Source organism: Streptomyces sp. CB02959 (assembly GCF_002803155.1).
Lineage (GTDB): Bacteria > Actinomycetota > Actinomycetes > Streptomycetales > Streptomycetaceae > Streptomyces.
Map to the genome: position 1 here is coordinate 504,305 of NZ_NNBP01000002.1, position 19,152 is coordinate 523,456.

Genomic DNA, 19,152 nt, shown 5'->3' on the forward strand with positions numbered 1-19,152 from the left:
CCCCGTCGCCTTCGGCCTCTCAACGCATGACTCGCTTTTGTATCGGTATTGCTTCGTTTCTTGACGATCCGGGCTTCGGTGACGTTCACTCAGCCCTTCATGGGCCGAGTCAGGCGGCCCCTGTGGAGGTACTTTTCATGAGGCCGATGAAGGCAATGGGCGCAGTGAATGTGATGAATGCAACAATACGTCGCCGCGTCATCGTGAGTGCGCTGACTCTTTCCCTCGCCGCACCCTTGGCGGCCTGTGGAAGTGGTGATCAGGCAGCGCCCGAAGGGAAGGACCACATCGGCCTCCTCCTTCCCGAGAACAAATCCACCCGGTACGAGAAATTCGATCACCGCATCATTTCCCGCAGAATCGCGGCGCTCTGCCTCGAATGCACGGTGGACTACGGGAACGCCCAGTCCAGCGCAGACACCCAGCGCACCCAGTTCGAGGCCATGGTGAAGAAGGGCGTCAAGGTCATCGTCCTCGACCCGGTCGACGCCGCCGCGGCCAAGAGCTGGGTGGACTCCGCCGCACGTCAGGGCGTACAGGTCATCGCCTACGACCGGCTCGCCGAGGGCGACGTCAAGGCGTACGTCTCCTACGACAACGAGAAGATCGGCCGCCTCCAGGGCGAGGGAATTCTCGCCGCGCTCGGCTCCCGGGCCGCCACCGCCAACGTCGTCATGTTCAACGGTTCCCCGGACGACCCGAATGCCCCGTCCTTCAAGAAGGGCGCGCATGCCGCACTCGACGGCAAGGTCCGCAAAATCGTCGATGAGCAGGACGTCCCCGAATGGTCCGAGGCAACCGCGAAGAAGGAGATGACCGACGTCATCAACTCCCGTGGTCCGCAAGGCTTCGACGCCGTCTACTCGGCGAATGACGGGATGGCCGGCGGTATCGCCGACGCGCTGAAGTCGGCCGGCGTGAAGAATGTTCCCGTCGGCGGTCAGGACGCCGAACTCCCCGCATTGCAAAGGTTGTTGAACGACACTCAGGCGTTCACTATTTACAAGGAGGTGCGGCCGGAGGCGGAGACCGCCGCGGAGATCGCCTTCCGTCTGCTGCGCGGGCAGAGCATCACCTCGCTGACCTCCACCACCGCCGACAGCAAGAGCAAGTCCGGCATCCCCGCCAAGCTCTTCAAGGCCACGATGGTCACCAAGGACAACCTCAAGGACACCGTCGTCAGCGACGGCGTGGTCCGCACCGACTGGCTCTGCACCCCGGCCCTCGCCGCGGAGTGCGCCTCCCTCGGCCTGAAGTGAGGCCCGGGGCCGGCCACGCCCTAGCGCCCGGCCGGCCCCGGACCCGCCGCGGTCACCCCGGCCTGCCGTCCCGCCCGCGCGCCTCACCCGCGTGCCCGGCCGCGCCGCCCACGGCCTCGACCAGCGGCAGCATCCGGTGCGGCACCCGCTCGCGCAGCACCACCTCCGTGCGCGTACGCACCACCCCCGGCAGGCTGATCAGCCGCTGGATCACGTCTTCCAGGTGTGCCGGGTCCCGGGCCACCACCCGCGTCAGCAGGTCCCCGCCGCCGGTCGTGGAGAACGCCTCGATGATCTGCGGCACCTCGGCCAGCGCGGCGGCGACCTCCTCCAGGTGCCCCTGCGTCACCTCGATGTGCACGAAGGCCAGCACCGGGTGGTCCAGCGCGGTGGGCGAGAGCCGCGGACCGTAGGCGGTGATCACCCCGTCCCGCTCCAGGCGGTCCAGCCGGGCCTGCACCGTCCCGCGGGCGACCCCCAGCACCCGGGCGTACTCCCGCACGCTCGTCCGCGGCTGCTCCAGCAGCAAGCGGAGGATCTTCGCGTCCAGTGCGTCCACGGCCATCGGCCCACGGTCTCCTCACGGTCGGCTGGTTGGTCGGCGGGGCGCCGAGAACGGCCGGAGCGTTCCGGGGACAGATCCATTGTCCGGGCGCGGCACCCCTCCTGTCACCGTACCCAAGCATGATCTTCCGTGCCGATTCGCGCCTTTAGCGTGGAGGCAGTCGACCCGGCGCAGGGTCACCACCACCGTTTGGAGCACGGATGACGTACGACGCGCAGGAGCCCGGCACCGACCACGGCGACCGGGGCCACCACGGCGCCGACGACGGCCTCGCCACGGCGGCGGCCGAACTCGTCGCCATGGCCGTCGCGGACAACCAGGCCGCGCCCCTCGCCAACAGCGGCGACTTCGCCGACCAGTTGGCCTGGCGCCGGCTGACCGCCCGGCACGCCGACCGGCTCACGGAGATCATCGACGCCCACGGCTGGCCCACCGCGGACCGCTTCGGTGCCGACGCCGCCCGCGCCGCCTGGCTGATAGCCCAGCACGCCGACCGCCAACTGGAGGTGCAGCGCCGCGCCCTGCGCCTGATGGAACAGGCCGTCGCGGACGGCCTGGCGAGCCCCCGCGACCTGGCTTTCCTCACGGACCGCACCCGCGTCAACGACGGGCACGAGCAGGTCTACGGCACCCAGATCGCCGGGGTCCGGGACGGTGCGCCCGTACCGTGGCCGTGCCGGGACCCGGAGCGGATGGACCAGCGGCGGGTCGAGGTGGGCATCCCGCCGTTCGACGAGTACGTCGCCCAGTTCGCCTGAGCGCCACCCGGCACCCCGCCCGGGGCCTGCGGTGCCCGCCGCCCCGCGGCACACCGGCGGCTCTTCGGGGGGTACTTCGCCCGAAGAGCGCCGTCCGCCCGCGCCGGACTGGGAACCTGAGCGGGGTGACCGCGGAGGGGGCGTCGTGGACCGGACGGACGACGTGCGCAGCCTGGCCGAGCTGCTGCACGAGCTGAAGGAGCGGGCCGGGCTGAGCTACGCGGCGCTGGCCCGGGCCACGTTCACCACCGGTTCGACGCTGCACCGGTACTGCACCGGTACTGCACCGGCCGCAGCGTGCCGCGCGACTACGCCGTGGTCGCCGCCCTCGGCCGGGAACGCGGGGCCGACGCCTGGGAGCTCAACGAACTGCTGCGGCGGTGGACCGCGGCGACCGCCCCGCCGGCAACGGAGCAGACCCCACCGGACCCACCGGACCCACCGGACCCGCCGGATCCACAGGACCCGCCGCGCCCGCCGGCACCACCGGCCCCGGACCGTGCCCCCGGGCCCAACCCGCCCCGGCCGCCCGCTCCGACCCGGGCCCGGCCCCGCGCACCCCGCGCCCCCGCGGTGCACGCCGTCCTGTGCCTGGCCCTCCTGCTGCTCCTCACCTCCTCCGGTCCGGCCCGCCCACCCGCCACCCGCCACCGCGGCGCCCCGGACCGGCCCGCCACCTTCGCGACCGCCGACCCCGGCGACCGCTGGACCTGGGCCCCGGACCCGGTCGACCCCGCCCTCTTCGGGGTCACCATGAACAGCAACACCGGCACACTGCCCTCGTTCCGCATCGGCAGCGTCCGCCTCTGGGACAGCGGCACCCGCTGGACGGAACTGGAGCCCCGGCGCGCCGCCTTCGCCTGGACGGCCCTGGACCGCATGGTCGCCGCGGCCCGACGGGGCGGCAAGCAGACCTTGTTCACCCTCGGCGGCACCCCGCCCTGGGCCGCGCCCGACGGCCGCAAGTCCCTCTACGCCGACGGCGCCCGCACCGCACCCCCCCGACCACCTCGCCGACTGGGACGCCTTCGTCGCCGCGCTCACCGCGCGCTACCGGGGCCGCATCGGGGCGTACGAGCTGTGGGACACCGTCAACGACCGGCACTTCTACTCCGGGAGCGCCCGCACCATGGCCGAGATGGTCCGCCGGGCCGCCCGGATCATCCGCCGCACCGACCCGGGCGCCGTCGTCGTCTGCCCGTCCATGGGCCACCTCCGGGAGACCGCCGGACTGCGCTTCCTCCGGGAGTTCGCGGCGGCCGACGGCTACCAGGCGTGCGACGCCGCCGCCCTGAAGACCCGGCAGCGCCCCGCGGAACGGCCACCGGAGGAGGTCACCGGCGAACTGGCCGCGGTCAACCGCGTCCTGCACGGCGCGGGCGTCGGCACCCGGCTGTGGATCACCGGCCCGGACTACGACATCGCCTACCAGCCCGCCGACCGGCCCGCGCGCCCGCGACTACGCGGTCCGCTTCTACCTGATGGCGCTCTACGGCGTCGAACAGGGAGTGCGGCGGGCCTACTTCTACAACTGGGGCGGCGCCAGGATCCCGGTCGTCCTCCAGGTGGAGGGCGAACCGCCGACCCCCGCCGCCGGCGCCGTGGACCGGCTCCAGCAGTGGCTGGCCGGAGCCCGCCTCCGCGGCTGCGGGCACGGCGCGGCGGGGGGGAAACGGCACGGCCCGCCGCTGTCCACCACCGTGGCCCGCCGCCAGGCTCGTTGCCGGGCGCCCTACCACCACCGACCCGGCACACGGGTACGCAACGGGGAACGACGAGGAGAGAGACATGCGACTGCGGACGACGATCGTCGCGGCCGTCAGCGGGGGGATCCTCGCGGCCGGCACGCTGATCGGGGACGCGGCACCGGCCTCGGCCGGGACCGCGACGACCATGGGGGCTGCACGGGCCCGCTGTGCAGCGAGACCACCAACGAGACCGGCCATCCGGTCCTGGTGGCGAAGGACTGGTGCGACAAGCGGCACGGCCCCTGCAAGGGCACCGCCCGCAAGGTCCTGCACAAGAACCGGACCACCCCGAAGGGCCACGACTGGGACACGTTCTACGTCAACGCCCACTGCACCTTCCGCGGCCTGAAGCACTCCTGGGGGATCGGCTTCACCGAGCGCGGCGGCAGCCACGGGAAGTGGGTCAAGGTCAGCGACGCGGAGCACTTCTACATCAAGAAGGTCAGCTGCTAGGCCGTGGCGGCAGACCGGCGGGGTGAGCCCGGGACGGTGGCGCGCGCCACCGTCCCGGGCTCACCCGTCCCGATGGCCTGGTGGCCTGGTGGCCCGGTGGCCCACCCCGGCCCGAGCCGCCCGGGCTGGTCACCGGCCGTCCGGCGGATCATGATGCACGGCATGACCGAACTCCCCGCGCAGCGCGCCGCCGTGCGCCTCGACGACTTCACCGGCGACCACCTGACCGAGATCCTCGGCGACGGCCCCGACCCCTTCGGCGTTGCCGCCGCGGGCCTGACCTGGCTGCCCAAGGAAGAACACTTCGGCATCCGGCTCGACGGCCGCCTGGTGGCGCACGCCGGTCTGCGCCGGCTGCCGATCGAGCTGGGCGGGACGGAGACCTCGGTGATCGGCGTCGGCGGGGTGGCGGTGGCCTCCGACGTCCGCGGCCTGGGGCTGGCCCGGCGGGTGGTGGCGGCCGCACTGGACCACGCCCGCACCATGGGACCGCGACACGGCCTCCTCTTCTGCCGCCCGGCGCTGGTCGCCCTCTACGCCCGGCTCGGCTGGCGGGAGGTCCAGGCGGAGGTGCGGGTCGAGCAGCCCGCCGGACCGGTGGTCATGCCGCTGCGCACCATGTGGACGCCCTTGCAGGACGGCGCCTCGTGGCCGTCCGGCCCGGTGCGGCTGCGCTCCCTTCCCATGTGAGGCATCGCAGGTGAGACATCCCGGGTGAGGCACCCGGGTCGGGCACCCCACGGGAGGCCCACCCGACGCGGCCCCGCCGTCCGGGCATCCCGCAACGGCTGGTCCGTTGGTCCGCTATTGGCACACTGAAATGCCTCTCGACTAGGCCAATGGACCAGCTGCTTCGTCCTCTGTTGAGCCATCTGGTGGCTTGATGGTGTGATGTTCTCGTCAATGGCGCTGCGGACTCCGCGGCGCCTTTTTCATGGGCTGTCGCCCGCCCCGGCGCACCGGCCGGCGCGGGCGAAGAACGAAGGGGAGGCCGTGCTGAAGAGGATGTTCGTGGCTCCGGACCCCGGACGGGTGCGGCTGCGCAGTGCCGTCCGGGCCGTCCTGGGGATCGGGCTGGCGGTGACGGTGTCGGGACTCGCCGCGCAGTCGGTCCTCGCGGCCGTCGCCGGCGGGCTCGCCGCGCTGCTCGCGCTCTTCACGGTCGGCGACCCCACGGTGCGCGGCCAGGCCGTCACCACCGCCCTGCTGCCCGCCGCCGGCCTCCCCGTGCTCGCGGCGGCCTGCGCGCTCCACGGCCACCCCCTGCTGCGCGACGCCGCGTTCCTCGCCGTCGTCGGCGCCGGGGTGTACGCCCGCCGCTGGGGCCCGCGCGGCCACGCGCTGGGGATCTTCGCGTTCATGATGTTCTTCATGGTGCAGTTCCTGCACGCCACCCCGGACCGGCTGCCGGAGCTGTGCGGCGCGGTGACGCTGGGGCTGCTCGCGTCCGCGACCGTCCGCTTCGGCCTCTGGTGCTACGAGCGCCGGATGCCGCCACCGGCCGCGGTGGCCCCGCCGGGCGGCCGCGGTCTGGCCCGGATCACCACCCGGCAGGCGGTCCAGGCGACCGCCGCCTGCGGCTTCGCGCTCGCCGCCGGCCAGGTGCTGTCGCAGGACCGGTGGTACTGGGCGGTGGTCTCCGCCTGGTGGATCTTCGTCAACACCGCCTCCCGCGGCGACACCCTGGTCCGCGGATTCCGGCGGATGCTGGGCACCGTCACCGGCATCGCGGTGGGCCTGCTGGTCGCCGTCCCGCTGCACGGCGCCCCGGTCCCCACGGTCGCACTGGTCGCGGTCTGCGTCTTCGGCATCTTCTACGCCGCGGCGCCCTCGTACAGCTGGATGATGTTCTTCGTCACCGTCATGGCCGGACTGCTCTACGGCCTGCTCGGCGTCCTGCACCCCGGGCTGCTGGCGGTGCGGCTGGAGCAGACCGCGGTCGGCGCGCTGGGGGCCGCACTGGCGGTCGCGCTGGTGCTGCCGGTGACCACCCATGCCGCGACCCACGCGTGGATCGAGCGCGCGGTGCACTGCGTACGGGACTGCACCGCGGTCGCCGCCCGCCGGCTCGCCGGGGACGACCGGGCCGACCCGACACCGCACGTCGCCGAGCTGGAGCTGCTGCTGGCCCGTGTGCGGCTGGCCCTGGTGCCGCTGCTGCACCCGCTCAACCCGCTGCGGCACCGCAAGGCCCGCGCCCGCCAGGTCGTGGCCTACCTGGACGAGTGCGCCGCACAGGTGCGGGGCCTGGCCGAGGTCGCCGCCGATCCGGCGGCCTCGCACGACGCCCGGCTGACCGCCGCCTGCCAGCGCGTGGAGGCCGTGGTGGGCACGCTGTTCGCCCCCGGGGCCACGGCCATGGCCGCGCTCGACGGCCCGGCCCCGGCACCGGCCCACCACCCGGGTGCCGAACGCGCCCTGGCCCACCTGCACCACCTGGAGTCCGCGCTCACCGCGCTCGCCCACCCGGTGCGCAGCTCGCCCCGGGCGCCGTTCGCCGCGTCCTGAGCGCCGACCGGTGGCGCGCCGGCCGCGCCACCGTCCGGTCTCGGCCACCACCGGCGCCGCCCCCACCGGTCCTGTTAGCGTCGCCCCGACAACGGGACACCGTCCGGACGGCGGGGCCGCCACGGACCGGCCGCCACCCGGCCGAACGGTCCCCGACGGGCAGGCGCACGAAGGGCGGCGACCAGTGGCGACGACGGGACCAGCGGCCGGGCGGACCACCGGCGGACCGGCGCACGGCGAGGGCCTCCGCGCCTACCTCGGCTCCTTCACCACCGCCGGCGGCCACGGCATCACCACCGCGGCCGTCGACCCGGCATCCGGGGCGCTCACCCCGCTGCACTCCACCGACGCCGTCCCCAACCCCTCCTACCTGGTGCCGGACCCCGGCGGCTGCCGCCTCTACGCCGTCAGCGAGACCCCGCACGGCGCGGCCGCCGCCTTCCGCCTCACCCCCGAAGGGCCCGTCCTGCTCGCCCCCGCCGTCCCCGTGGGCGGCGCCGACCCCACCCACCTCACCCTGACCGCCGGCCACCTGGTCACCGCCAACTACAGCTCAGGCGGCGTCAGCACGCTCCCCGTACGGGACGACGGCACCCTCGGCGGGCCGGCGCGGGTCCTCGCCCACGAGGGCAGCGGCCCCCGGACCGACCGCCAGGAGGGGCCGCACGCCCACGCCGTGCTGCCCGCCCCCGGGGGCCGGTGGCTGCTCAGCGTCGACCTGGGCACCGACTCGGTCCGGATCTGCACCCTCGACCCCGCCGACCGCACCCTGACCGTGCGGAACGAGACCCGCCTGCGCCCCGGCAGCGGTCCCCGCCACCTCGCCTTCCACCCGCGCGGCGACCTCGTCTGCGTCATCAACGAACTCGACCCGACCGTGACGCTCTGCCGGTGGGACGCCGACCGGGGCACGCTGACGCCGCTGGGGGAGACCCCGTTGCTCACCGACGGGGCGGCGGGCAACGGCCCGACGTACCCCTCCGCGCTCGCCGTCTCCCGGGACGGCCGGTTCGCCTGGGCCGCCCACCGCGGTCACGACAGCATCGCGGTGCTCTCCCTGGACGCCGGGGCCGGGACCGCCGCCCTCGTCGCCAACGTCCCGTGCGGCGGCCACTGGCCCCGCGACCTCGCGCTCCACCCCGACGGGTGCCACCTCTACGCCGCCAACGAACGCTCCGGCGACGTCACCTGGTTCACCGTCGACCCGGAGACCGGCGTCCCGGCCCGCGGCGGCTCGGTGCCGGTGCCGGCCGCCTCGTGCGTGGTCTTCGTCTGACGGACCGTCCGCCGGGGGCCGGCCGGCGCGGCCGTCACCCCTGGGGGAAGCGCCCGCCGAAGTACACCTGGGTCTCGGTGAGCCGACCGTCCCGCACCGTCATCACCTCGACGTTGCGGTGGCGTTCGCCGGTCGTGAGCACGTACTCGTAGCGGACGAACACCTGGCCGCCGTCGAACGGGACGGCGTCGAGGACCTCCTGGGAGCGGACCCGGTCCGCGGTCGGGAAGCAGACCTCCAGGAACGCGGCCCGGTCGATGTGGTCGTCCTGCGGGCTGGTGAAGACGAACTCCTCGGCGAGCAGCCGCTCCATGGCCGGCCGGTCCTGGGCCAGGTACGCGGCGAAGCAGGCGCGGGCGACGTCCTCGGGCGCGATGGTGTCCTGCACGGTGTCCTCCTCCTGAGGGGCGGGGTGGGCCATGACGGTAGACGAGGCATCGGGGCCCGACTCATCGGCCGCGCGGGGAGACCGGGGAGCGGGGCGGCGCAGGGCGGGGCGCACGGCGGCCGCAGAGCGCCCGTACAGGGCCCGCGGCCGCCCCTTACCGCCCCTGGGGCCGCCCCGCTCCCACAGGCCGCCTGACGGGCATCTGCGCCGCTCAGCGGGGGTGCGGGGGTCGGCAGGGAGGCCGGGCAGCGCGGAGGGCCGCCCCGCGCGGTCGGCGCGGGACGGCCCTCGGTGAACGGGTGCGGCTCCGGACGTGCTGCCGATGCCGCGCGACGGCGACGCGGACTTACCGGACGGGCGCCCCCAGGCCCTGGCCCGGCAGGGTGATCCCCATCTTCGCCGCGTAGTTCGACACCACCAGCCGGCCCACCGCGCCGTACGCGCCCAGCGCCTCGGCCGACGCGCAGCCCGCCTCGGCCGCGGCCGCCCCCAGAAGGCCGTCGGCGAGCTCGGGGCCGATCAGGTACGGGGCCAGCGCCAGCTGCTGCGAACCGGACGTGCGCAGCTGCTCGGCGGTGCGGGCGATGGCGCCCTCCTCGTCCAGGCCGGCGGCCAGGACCGGCACGGCCAGCCGGGCGGAGAGCAGCATGCCGGTGATCCCGGCGGCCTGCACGGCCTCCTCGCCGCCGACGGTGGCGAGGATGATGCCGTCCGCGGCGGTCGCGACGGTGAACAGCCGGGCCCGGTCGGCGCGGGCCAGACCGGCTTCGGACAGCCGGACGTGCAGTGCCTCGGCGAGCAGCGGGTGCGGGCCCAGGACGTCGGTCAGCTCGGCGCCGGAGGCGCTGTTCATGATGGCCTGGCGTATCCGGCGCAGCAGGGCGCTGTCCGGGCCGGCCAGCAGCGGGACGACGACCGCGCCGGGGCCGGGGTCGGGCTGGCCGGCCGCGGTCGCCCGGGCCTTCTGCTCGGCGGCGGCGTGCGCCAGCACCGCCTCCAGGGACGGGAACTCGCTGTCACCGCCGTCGACGTAGCCGATCCGGGCGTCCAGGCCGGGCAGTTCGGACCGGGCGATGCTGGAGACCTCCTCCGCCAGGCTGCGCGAGGCGGAGGTGGGGGTGCCGGGCACGGCCAGCACCAGGGCGGGTGCGCCCTCGGGAGCGGCGAGCGGTTCCGGCTTGCGGTGGCGGCCGGACTGCCGGGCGCGCGGCATGCGGACGGGCAGGCCGGGGGCGTCGGCGTCGATACGGGGCGAGCCAGGTGCGGGCCCAGTGGGGGAACTCATGGCGCCGCATGCTAACGCCTCGCCGCGCCCGGCTGCCGAGGGAGGGTTCCGCCACGAGGTATCCGTCCCGTTTTATCCCGCGCGTCGGGGTGGCGGGTCCGTCACATGCCCTGTGATCTGCAACAACTTCCCGTCGACGGGGAGTGCCAGGCGGTCCGCGGCGAGCGCCGCGGCGATCGCCAGCGCCCCGTCGAGCGGGCTCCCGGCGGCCTCGGTGGGGCGGGCGCCGGGCAGCCGCTCGGCGAGCGCCGTCCGGAGCGGGGACAGCAGCGGGTCGCCCAGGCCCAGCAGACCGCCGGTGAGCGCGACCGCGGTGCCGGGGCCCGGTGGGCAGACTGCGGCCGCGGAGTCGGCGATATGGCGCGCGGCGTCGGCCAGGATCCCGGCGGCGAGCGCGTCGTCGGCGGCGCAGTGCGCGACCTCGGGGGCGAACGCGGCCAGCACGGCGGGCCGGTCGGGCCGCGGATAGAGCGCGGCGGGCAGCCCGGCGGCCGGCCCGAACACCGCCTCCGCCCGGGCCAGCAGCGCCCGCGAACCGCCGGGGCGGCCGTCATGCGCGCGTAGCGCCGCCGCCAGCCCGGCCTGCCCGATCCACGCACCGCTGCCGCAGTCGCCCAGCAGATGCCCCCAGCCGTCGGCCCGGCGCCAACCGCCCGACGGGGTCAGGTCGGTGCCCAGGGCGACCAGGCCGGTGCCGGCGGCGACCACGGCACCGGGCCGCTGGCCGAGCGTTCCGGCGTAGGCGGTCACCGCGTCCGCGGCGAGTGCGAGGTGGCGGACTCCGAAGGCGGCGGCCAGCGCCGCGGGCAGCCGAGCGCGCAGGGCGTCGCCGAGGGTGCCCATGCCCGCCGCGCCGACGCACCCCGCGACGAACCGGTCCGCGCCCACCCGTTGCGCCAACTCCCGGGCGGCCGGCAGGAGTTGGTCGAGCAGGTGGTCCGCGTCGATGCCGTCCGGGCCGGTGCGGACCGGCTCGCGCGAGGTGAACGTGGCCGCCGGTCGGGGCGGTCCGCCGTCGGCGCCGACCCGGGCCACCGCGATCCGCAGGCCGGACCCGCCCGAGTCCACGCCCAGGACGTGGTCACCGGCCCCGGTGCCCGCGGGCTCAGCCAAGGCCGCGAGCGTCCTGTTTGAGGGCGGTGTCGACGGTCAGCGCGGTGGCCACCACCAGGCTCAGCAGCGGGTCGGGCAGCTGCCGGTGAATCTGGAGCACGTAGTTGTCCGCGGTGGTGAACATCGTCTTGGCCAGGCCCTCCCAGGTCTTGGTGATCCGGGCGATCTCGACGTCGGTGTGGTCGACGATGGCGAAGTTCCAGGCGCGCCAGTTCTCCGCCTTGATGGCACCGACCTGCCGGCCGTCGGCCAGCATCGAGAAGTTGATCTTCCCGATGGCGTTCTGCTGGACGATCTCGCCGACCGGCCGGCCGTCCGGACGCGCCACCAGCACCTTGGACTTGATGAGCTTCGCGGGCCGGGTCAGCACCAGCTGCGGCTGGCCGTAGGCGTCCCGGATCTCCAGTTTGTGGGTCATGTACTGGTCCAGGCTGGAGACCACCCGGAGCACCTTCTTCGCGGTGCTCTGGCCGACCTCGACGACCGAGCCGAGGGCGGTGCCGTTCTGGTCGTAGACCGCGTACTCGTTGCTCACCTCGATGAGCTTGGCCTTCTGGTTGACCACCAGCACGGGCTCGGTGAACAGCGTGCCGCCACCCGGCCCGGTCGGGGCCACACCGGCCTGCTGCTGCACCTGACGCTGGATGCCGCCCTGCTGCTGCGCCTGGTGGTGCGCGTCGGTGGAGTAGGGGCCCGATTGTCCGGTCTGTCCCGGCATCTGCGGCGGGTATCCGCCCTGCTGGCCGTACGGGGCCTGGGCCGGCTGCTGCTGCGGCGCGTACTGCTGGGGCATCTGCGCCTGAGGGGCCTGCTGGGGCGCATGCTGCGGTGCGGGCTGCGGTTGGCCCGGCTGTCCGGCCTGCGCCGGGGGCTGTGCCTGCTGACCGGGGTGGGTGTGCCCGGTCCACTGGGAGCCGTCCCACCAACGGAGCTGCTGGGGGGTGCCCTGCGGGTCGGTGTACCAACCCGCAGGGATGTTCGTCTGCGTCATGCCGGGAACACTATCCTCCGGCCCGGGGCGCGGCCCGGCTCAGGGCAGGCGCCAGTCCACCGGCTGGGCGCCCTGTCCGACGAGGAGCTCGTTGACCCGGCTGAACGGCCGTGAGCCGAAGAACCCGCGGTCGGCGGACATCGGAGAGGGATGGGCGGACTCCACGGCCGGCAGGTTGCCCAGCAGCGGTCGAAGGTTGCGTGCGTCGCGCCCCCACAGCACCGCCACCAGCGGGCCGTCGCGCGCCACCAGGGCCCGGATGGCCTGCTCGGTGACCTGCTCCCAGCCCTTGCCGCGGTGCGCGGCGGGCTTGCGCGGCGCCGTGGTCAGCGCTCTGTTCAGCAGCAGCACGCCCTGCCGGGTCCAGGGGGTGAGGTCGCCGTTGGACGGTCGGGGGAGCCCGAGGTCGGAGTGCATCTCGCGGAAGATGTTCTCCAGGCTCCCGGGCAGCGGACGGACGTCCGGTGCCACGGAGAAACTCAGCCCGACCGCGTGTCCGGGGGTGGGGTAGGGATCCTGTCCGACGATGAGTACCCGCACCTCATCGAAGGGTTGCTGGAAGGCGCGCAGCACATTGCTGCCGGCCGGGAGGTAGGTCCGGCCCGCGGCGATCTCCGCCCGCAGGAAGTCGCCCATCGCGGCGATCTGCCCGGCGACCGGCTCAAGTGCCTTGGCCCAGCCTGGTTCGACGATGTCTTGGAGAGGTCGTGCAGCCACGGCATCACCCTACTGGCCGATGCCCGCCCTCCTTCAACTCCCGGCCGTCCGCCGCTCAGGCCACCGCCGCCGCCCGCACGCACAGCACGTCCGGCAGGTGGGCGGCGAGCTGCCGCCAGCTGTCGCCCGCGTCGGGGCTGGCGTAGAGCTCGCCGTTGCGGTTGCCGAAATACACTCCTGCGGGGTCGGCGTCGTCGACCGAGAGGGCGTCCCGCAGCACCGTGCCGTAGTGCTCCTCCTCGGGCAGCCCGGCGCTCAGCGGTTCCCAGCTCGCGCCGGCGTCGGAGGTGCGGAAGACCCGGCAGCGGTGCCCGGCCGGCACCCGGTCGATGTCGGCGGTGATCGGGAAGAGATAGGCGACGCCGCCGCTGTGGGGGTGCGCGGCGACCGCGAAGCCGAAGTCCGAGGGCAGGCCGGCGCCGATGTCCGTCCAGGTCGCTCCGGCGTCGTCGCTGCGGTAGACGCCCCAGTGGTTCTGGAGGTAGAGCCGGTCGTGGTCGACCGGGTCCGGCGCGATCTTGTGGACGCACTGGCCGAACTCGGGGTGCTGGTCGGGCAGGAAGACCGCCTTGACGCCCTTGTTGGACGGCTCCCAGCTGGCGCCGCCGTCGTGGGTGCGGAACACCCCGGCCGCGGAGACCGCGACGGTCACCGCGGCGGCGTCCCGGGGGTCGGTGACCACGGTGTGCACGGCCAGTCCGCCGCCGCCCGGCATCCACCTCTCCCGGCTGGGGTGCTCCCACAGGGCCCGGACCAGCTCGAACGTCTCACCGCGGTCCGTGGACCGGAAGAGGCCGCCGGGCTCGGTGCCGGCGTAGACCACGTCGGGCGCGGCCGGGCCCGCCGGATGCAGCTGCCACACCCGCTCCAGCGAAGTCCCGGTGTGCTTCGGGTACTTGACGGCCGGGCGGGACGGTTCGTGCCAGCTCTCGCCCAGGTCGTCGGAGTGGAAGACCGACGGGCCCCAGTGCGCGCTGTCGGCTCCGGCCAGCAGCCGGGGCCGCGGGCCGCGGGTGTCGATCGCGAGGGAGTACACCGCCTGTGCGGGGAAGTGCGGGCCGCTCAGCTGCCAGCTTCCGCGCCGTCGGCGGCCGATGAACAACCCTTTGCGGGTGCCCACCGCGAGGAGTACGTCTGTCATGCCGGAACACCTCCGGGACGCCGTTGTCTCAGATAGTCGCCAGTGTGCACCCGGCCACTGACAACGGCGTGCCGCATCGACGTCCGTGCAGGTCAGACGGCCCGGTGGCACTGCTGCGGGAGATGCGCGGCGGCGCCTAGTCCGCGGGCGGAGCGCTGTCCGAGGCGCGGCGGGCGCAGCGGCTCGCGGCCGGGCGCCGCCGAACCCTTCTGGCGCACCGTCACTTCACGCTGGCCCCAGTGGGGCGTCGGGCGTCGACGAGTGCCGGACCGGCGGGTAGTACGAAGGGTGTCGTAATTCGATGAGCTTCGTAGTACGGTTACTGTCGTATAAGGCGCGGCCGAGACGGCTGCCGGCGTGAACGGAGTCCTTTGTGAGTGCTCTCTACGAGCCTTTTCAGCTTCGGTCGTTGACCATCCCCAACCGGGTTTGGATGTCACCGATGTGCCAGTACAGCGCTGAGGCGTCCGGTCCGGATGCCGGTGCACCGGGAGATTGGCACTTCGCGCACTACGGCGCGCGAGCCGCCGGCGGCACCGGACTGATCCTGGTCGAGGCCACGGCCGTCTCCCCGGAAGGGCGGATCAGCCCCGGGGACCTGGGCCTCTGGAACGACCGGCAGGCGGCGGCGTTCCGGCGGATCACCTCCTTCCTCAAGGGGCAGGGCACGGTTCCCGGTGTGCAGATCGCCCACGCCGGCCGTAAGGCATCGACGGACGCGCCGTGGCGCGGCGGTGCTCCCGTCGGCTCCGAAGCGGATGGCTGGCAGCCGGTCGCGCCGAGCCCGCTGCCTTTCGACGACGGGCACCCCGTCCCGGACGAGCTGACGGTCGAGGAAATCCAGCGAGTGGTTGCGGACTTCGCCGCCGCCGCTCGCCGGGCCCGGGACGCCGGATTCGAGGTGGTGGAGGTCCACGGGGCCCATGGCTACCTGATCGACCAGTTCCTTTCTCCGCACACGAACCACCGCACCGATGCGTACGGCGGGTCCTTTGAGAACCGGACGCGTTTCGCGCTGGAGGTCGTGGACGCGGTGCGTGCCGTCTGGCCCGAGGAACTGCCCGTCCTCTTCCGTATTTCCGCGACCGACTGGTTGACGGAAAACCCGAATGACGAGCGCGAGGGGTGGACCGTCGACGATACTGTGCGGTTCGCCGCCGTCTTGAAGGCGCATGGGGTCGACCTGCTGGATGTGTCCACCGGCGGTAACGCACCCAAGGCCCGGATTCCCACCGGACCTGGTTACCAGGTGCCGTTCGCGGAGCGGGTCAGGTCCGAGGTGGGGCTTCCCGTGGGTGCCGTCGGGCAGATAACCGAGGCGGGGCAGGCTGCGAAAATCATCGAGAACGGGCAGGCGGACGCGGTGCTGATCGGCCGCGAGCTGCTTCGCAATCCCTACTTCGCGCGACATGCCGCGCGAGAACTCGGTGGCGAAGTGTCCGCGCCGGTCCAGTACCACAGGGCCGTCTGACCCCGGACGGCTCCGCGTGTGCTCGGGGAATCCCGCAGCACATCCACTGCCGGAGGCGAGCGGACCGCCGCTTTGGGGAGGCGGCGGTTCTCGTCCAGGTCGGCCTGATGCCTTCGGGCGGCTTCCCGGCGCAAGGCCACTCGCCGAGCCGGGCTTTACTTGATCCACATAACGCGCATTACGTACCTCTGGTCACGCATGCGGATATCGACCCAGTAAACCGCCGAAGGCCGAATTACGCTTTCCCTTTATGCTATTCCGTCCTCAAGGTCGATATGCAACTTTGCGGCCATCGAGAGAGTAATGCGTCCGGACCGCACAAAGAAAGGTGTCGGTCAACTGATTTTTTTCTCCCGGCCGGCGCCGCGAGTTGTGCGGATACCTGGCGGTGCGTGGCCTCTCCGGTCGCGCGCCGAGCGGGAATGCGGACCGTGCCGAACGCGGCGAGGGCGCGCCCCGGCGATGACACTGTTGTGCTCGGCGATGAGCCGCATGCGGTCCCATCGGCCCGAGAATTCGAGGGCGTTCCTGGGTAGTCGGCGGCATGACGGAATGGCGCCGTCCTCTTAATCGATTCCAGATATGTATGGCATCGCCGCGCGCATTCTCTATACACTCATGCACGTCGTACGGCGCTTTCCCGGCACCCCGGGAAAGCGCCGTATTCGACGTAGCTGGTGGAGTTCTGCTTGCACACCGACGGATACCAACCGTGGTCAAGGAGGAGTCATGGCCGAGTCCACAGGGCTCACGGAGAACGCGGTCGTACCGTTTCCCCTCGCGAGCCCGTGGCCCTTTGCGCCGCCGGGCGAGTACTTACGATTACAGGACACCGCTCCGGTGTGCCCGGTCAAGACATACGAAGGCCAACCGTGGCTGGTGACCAGGTACGCGGACGTCCGCGCCGCACTCGCCGACCACAGGTTCAGTTCGGACCTCCGCCGGGACGGCTACCCGGTGCTGGCGCCCGGCCAGCGAGAAGCCGTGGCCAGCATGCCGCCGACGATGGCGGGGATGGACGCGCCCGAGCACACGGTGGCGAGACGCAGGATCCAGGACGAGTTCGGCACCGCCCGGGTTCGGGCCATGGAGCCGGACATCCAGCGCATTGTCGATGCCGCTTTCGACGCGATCGAGACCGCAGACGGGCCGGTCGATCTGGTCAAGGCGCTTGCGCTGCCCGTTCCCTCAGCTGTGATCTGCCTGGTCCTGGGCATTCCCTACGCCGACCACGACTGGTTCAACGGCCGCACCACCGCCGCATTCCGGCGTGAGACCAGCGCGGCCGACCGGCTGGGCATCTTCACCGAACTGACGTCGTATCTGGATCGACTCATCGGCGAGAAAGAGGCGGACCCGCCGGACGACCTGCTCGGCAGGCAGATCCGGCTGCTCCGGGAAGCCGGCGAGTACGACCACGGCGAGCTCGTGTCGCTCGCCAACCTTCTGCTCATAGCGGGGCACGAGACCACGGCAGGCATGATCACGGTCTCGGTCGCGCAACTGCTGGACGACGACGAACTCCGGCATGAGCTCGCGCAGGACCCGACGCGCATCCCGGGGGCCGTCGAGGAGTTCCTTCGCTACTTCACCATTGCCCAACAGGGACTCCTGCGCGTCGCGCGTGAGGACGTCGTGGTCGGTGGAGTGACGATTCGCAGCGGGGAAGGCGTGGTGCTGTCGGTACAGGCGGCCAACCGCGATCCCCGGGTATTCAGCGAACCCGGCGAACTGCGTATCGGCCAGGGCCGTGGTCATCTGGCCTTCGGGCACGGGGCGCATCAGTGTGTCGGCGCGAAACTGGCACGCACCGAACTCCGCATCGTACTTGAGACCTTGTTGCGCCGGCGCCCGGACTTTCGACTGGCCGCCCCGATCGAACACCTTTCATGCAAGGAATCCATCAATGTGTGCGGGCTTGAGGAACTTCCAGTCGTCTGGTGACGAGGCCCGCTGCGCGAGAGTTGAGGAGAGTCCGACGATGACCGAAGAGAGTCCGACGATGAACAAGGACACGATGGGCGCCCCCGAGGCGGACACCGACGCGGCGACGACGTTGCGCACGATTATCACCAGTTACATCTTTTCGCAGATCGTGCGGGCGACGGCGCAGCTCGGCATCACCGAGCACCTGGCCGGCGGTCCGCGAAGTGTCGACGCACTGGCCGAGGCGATCGATGCCGACCCCGACGCGCTGCGCCGGTTCCTGCGCTCCGCCGCATCGCTGGACCTGGTCCGCGAGACGGGTGACACTTTCGAGCTCGGCCCGCTGGGGGCCGCGATGGAGGCCGACCACGGCCGGCTGAAGAGCGTCGCCATGGGCATAGTCGGCCCCAACCTCACGCGCAGGGCCGAAGGGTTCGCCGAGGTGGTCCGCGCGGGTCGCCGCGTCAACACGCAGGTCGACGGCTATGAGTTCTGGGAGTACTACGACCACCACGAAGAGGAAGCCGAGCACTATGCCGTGACGATGAGTCACGTCACCGCGCACTGTGCGCAGGCGCTGGTGCGGCAGTACGACTTCAGCGGTTTCAAGCGGATTGCCGATGTCGGCGGTGGCCACGGGAACCTGTTGAACGGCGTACTGACCGAGGTGCCCGACGTGCACGGAGTGCTGTACGAGCGGGCCGAGGTGAACCGCAGGGCGAAGGCGCTGTTCACGGAGGCGGGCACGGCCGACCGGGTCGAGCTGATCGACGGCAACTTCCTGCAGGAGATTCCCGGCGGCTGCGACCTCTACATGATCAAGAGCACGCTGTGCGACTGGGACGACGAGAACGCCGCGCGCATCGTCGGCAACATCCACCGCGCCGCCGAACCGGGTGCGACCCTGGTGGTGGTCGATTCGATGATCGCCGACGAGGTCACCGACGACGAGGTGAACCCGGTGCATGCCCAGCAGGTGTCGGCCATCGACTTCGCCGTCTTCGCCACCAACGGAGGGAAGGTCCGGCCCCAGTCGGAGTACCGGACGATGATCGACGCGGCCGGCTTCGACGTCGAATCGATCACGCCGTTCTTCGACGGCTTCACCCACTGGAACCTGCTGGTGGCCAAGCGCCGCTGAAGCACGGTTGCCCGGCGGGCAGCGCCTCTTGCCCAGGCGCTGCCCGCCGCTCGGCGCCCACGAGGGCGGTGGCCCCCGGTTGCTGCCGATCCGGATGCCGCACCGCCCAACGCCTTTCGACCTGCGCCCCTTTGGCGCACTGGCGAGGCGCCACGCCTATTGCAGGACCTGTCCGGGACGAGCGGCAGCGGTGAAATCACGGGACGCGGACAGCTCTTGTGCTTCGTCTCTGCAGGGCCTCATCCAGGCGCACATGGACACGACGTCGGGCGGGCGCCTGCCGGCAAGCGAGTACGCCGTCGCCATCGCCAACGACGGCGACGGCGGACGGATCGCCTCGCAGAGCATCGACGAGAACGGTGCACGGGCCGTCGTCGAGTGCAGGCGCGGCACCGACGCCGGCGTGATCAAC

The 19,152-nt window shown here is 72.7% G+C and carries 17 protein-coding genes; 10 read left to right on the plus strand and 7 right to left on the minus strand.

Annotated features, from left to right (window positions below; all coding sequences use genetic code 11):
• Window positions 1–173 precede the first annotated feature (173 nt).
• Complete coding sequence (locus CG747_RS05485) at window positions 174–1,259, plus strand: sugar ABC transporter substrate-binding protein (RefSeq protein WP_100600452.1); 1,086 nt, start codon at window positions 174–176, stop codon at window positions 1,257–1,259.
• 52 nt (window positions 1,260–1,311) lie between these two features.
• On the opposite strand, the gene CG747_RS05490 is transcribed toward CG747_RS05485, so the two are convergent.
• Window positions 1,312–1,824 carry an Lrp/AsnC family transcriptional regulator gene (locus CG747_RS05490; RefSeq protein WP_100600453.1) on the minus strand — a complete coding sequence of 171 codons (513 nt, stop codon included), beginning with the start codon at window positions 1,822–1,824 and terminating at the stop codon, window positions 1,312–1,314.
• 299 nt (window positions 1,825–2,123) lie between these two features.
• On the opposite strand from CG747_RS05490, the gene CG747_RS05495 reads away from it, so the two are divergent.
• From CG747_RS05495 to CG747_RS05525, 6 genes are all read left to right on the plus strand, one after another.
• Complete coding sequence (locus tag CG747_RS05495; RefSeq protein WP_100600538.1) at window positions 2,124–2,582, plus strand: DUF6624 domain-containing protein; 459 nt, start codon at window positions 2,124–2,126, stop codon at window positions 2,580–2,582.
• 163 nt (window positions 2,583–2,745) lie between these two features.
• Entirely contained in the window at window positions 2,746–3,339 is a 594-nt protein-coding gene (locus CG747_RS50920) for a helix-turn-helix domain-containing protein (protein ID WP_374701744.1), read from the plus strand.
• Window positions 3,340–4,063: 724 nt separating this feature from the next.
• Window positions 4,064–4,783: a hypothetical protein gene (locus tag CG747_RS05510; protein WP_100600454.1), complete on the plus strand. Its 720-nt coding sequence runs from the start codon at window positions 4,064–4,066 to the stop codon at window positions 4,781–4,783.
• 162 nt (window positions 4,784–4,945) lie between these two features.
• A complete protein-coding gene (locus tag CG747_RS05515; protein ID WP_100600539.1) occupies window positions 4,946–5,473 on the plus strand; it encodes a GNAT family N-acetyltransferase in 528 nt (175 codons plus the stop codon).
• Between the two features lie 315 nt (window positions 5,474–5,788).
• Window positions 5,789–7,291, plus strand: a complete 1,503-nt coding sequence (locus tag CG747_RS05520) for an FUSC family protein (RefSeq protein ID WP_180985401.1) — start codon at window positions 5,789–5,791, stop codon at window positions 7,289–7,291.
• Between the two features lie 184 nt (window positions 7,292–7,475).
• Window positions 7,476–8,567, plus strand: a complete 1,092-nt coding sequence (locus CG747_RS05525; protein WP_100600456.1) for a lactonase family protein — start codon at window positions 7,476–7,478, stop codon at window positions 8,565–8,567.
• Between the two features lie 34 nt (window positions 8,568–8,601).
• Here CG747_RS05525 and CG747_RS05530 read toward each other — a convergent pair whose 3' ends face one another.
• The 6 genes from CG747_RS05530 to CG747_RS05555 all read right to left on the minus strand — a co-directional run bounded on the left by CG747_RS05530 (window position 8,602) and on the right by CG747_RS05555 (window position 14,202).
• Window positions 8,602–8,955: a nuclear transport factor 2 family protein gene (locus CG747_RS05530; protein WP_257980229.1), complete on the minus strand. Its 354-nt coding sequence runs from the start codon at window positions 8,953–8,955 to the stop codon at window positions 8,602–8,604.
• A gap of 346 nt (window positions 8,956–9,301) precedes the next feature.
• Window positions 9,302–10,240 carry a sirohydrochlorin chelatase gene (locus tag CG747_RS05535; protein WP_100600457.1) on the minus strand — a complete coding sequence of 313 codons (939 nt, stop codon included), beginning with the start codon at window positions 10,238–10,240 and terminating at the stop codon, window positions 9,302–9,304.
• Window positions 10,241–10,312: 72 nt separating this feature from the next.
• Complete coding sequence (locus tag CG747_RS05540; protein WP_100600458.1) at window positions 10,313–11,353, minus strand: N-acetylglucosamine kinase; 1,041 nt, start codon at window positions 11,351–11,353, stop codon at window positions 10,313–10,315.
• Complete coding sequence (locus CG747_RS05545) at window positions 11,346–12,344, minus strand: phospholipid scramblase-related protein (RefSeq protein ID WP_100600459.1); 999 nt, start codon at window positions 12,342–12,344, stop codon at window positions 11,346–11,348. Before CG747_RS05545 ends, CG747_RS05540 begins: the two co-directional genes overlap by 8 nt.
• A gap of 39 nt (window positions 12,345–12,383) precedes the next feature.
• Complete coding sequence (locus CG747_RS05550; RefSeq protein ID WP_100600460.1) at window positions 12,384–13,061, minus strand: uracil-DNA glycosylase; 678 nt, start codon at window positions 13,059–13,061, stop codon at window positions 12,384–12,386.
• Between the two features lie 55 nt (window positions 13,062–13,116).
• Window positions 13,117–14,202 carry a sialidase family protein gene (locus CG747_RS05555; protein ID WP_100600461.1) on the minus strand — a complete coding sequence of 362 codons (1,086 nt, stop codon included), beginning with the start codon at window positions 14,200–14,202 and terminating at the stop codon, window positions 13,117–13,119.
• Window positions 14,203–14,575: 373 nt separating this feature from the next.
• Here CG747_RS05555 and CG747_RS05560 point away from each other — a divergent pair, with 373 nt between their 5' ends.
• The 3 genes from CG747_RS05560 (at window position 14,576) to CG747_RS05570 (ending at window position 18,740) form a co-directional block, all read left to right on the plus strand.
• Entirely contained in the window at window positions 14,576–15,673 is a 1,098-nt protein-coding gene (locus CG747_RS05560; protein ID WP_100600462.1) for an NADH:flavin oxidoreductase/NADH oxidase, read from the plus strand.
• A gap of 729 nt (window positions 15,674–16,402) precedes the next feature.
• On the plus strand, window positions 16,403–17,617 hold the full coding sequence (locus CG747_RS05565) for a cytochrome P450 (RefSeq protein WP_100600463.1): 1,215 nt from the start codon (window positions 16,403–16,405) through the stop codon (window positions 17,615–17,617).
• Window positions 17,618–17,654: 37 nt separating this feature from the next.
• Window positions 17,655–18,740, plus strand: coding sequence for a methyltransferase (locus tag CG747_RS05570; protein ID WP_180985395.1), 1,086 nt, complete (start codon window positions 17,655–17,657; stop codon window positions 18,738–18,740).
• Window positions 18,741–19,152: the final 412 nt, after the last annotated feature.

Coding starts and splice junctions, on each gene's coding strand:
- CG747_RS05535 (WP_100600457.1), bottom strand. CDS start 10,240: ATGAGTTCCCCCACTGGGCCCGCACCTGGCTCGCCCCGTATCGACGCC.
- CG747_RS05515 (WP_100600539.1), top strand. CDS start 4,946: ATGACCGAACTCCCCGCGCAGCGCGCCGCCGTGCGCCTCGACGACTTC.
- CG747_RS05570 (WP_180985395.1), top strand. CDS start 17,655: ATGACCGAAGAGAGTCCGACGATGAACAAGGACACGATGGGCGCCCCC.
- CG747_RS05490 (WP_100600453.1), bottom strand. CDS start 1,824: ATGGCCGTGGACGCACTGGACGCGAAGATCCTCCGCTTGCTGCTGGAG.
- CG747_RS05565 (WP_100600463.1), top strand. CDS start 16,403: ATGGCCGAGTCCACAGGGCTCACGGAGAACGCGGTCGTACCGTTTCCC.
- CG747_RS05545 (WP_100600459.1), bottom strand. CDS start 12,344: ATGACGCAGACGAACATCCCTGCGGGTTGGTACACCGACCCGCAGGGC.
- CG747_RS05555 (WP_100600461.1), bottom strand. CDS start 14,202: ATGACAGACGTACTCCTCGCGGTGGGCACCCGCAAAGGGTTGTTCATC.
- CG747_RS05520 (WP_180985401.1), top strand. CDS start 5,789: ATGTTCGTGGCTCCGGACCCCGGACGGGTGCGGCTGCGCAGTGCCGTC.
- CG747_RS05510 (WP_100600454.1), top strand. CDS start 4,064: ATGGCGCTCTACGGCGTCGAACAGGGAGTGCGGCGGGCCTACTTCTAC.
- CG747_RS05495 (WP_100600538.1), top strand. CDS start 2,124: ATGGCCGTCGCGGACAACCAGGCCGCGCCCCTCGCCAACAGCGGCGAC.
- CG747_RS05485 (WP_100600452.1), top strand. CDS start 174: ATGAATGCAACAATACGTCGCCGCGTCATCGTGAGTGCGCTGACTCTT.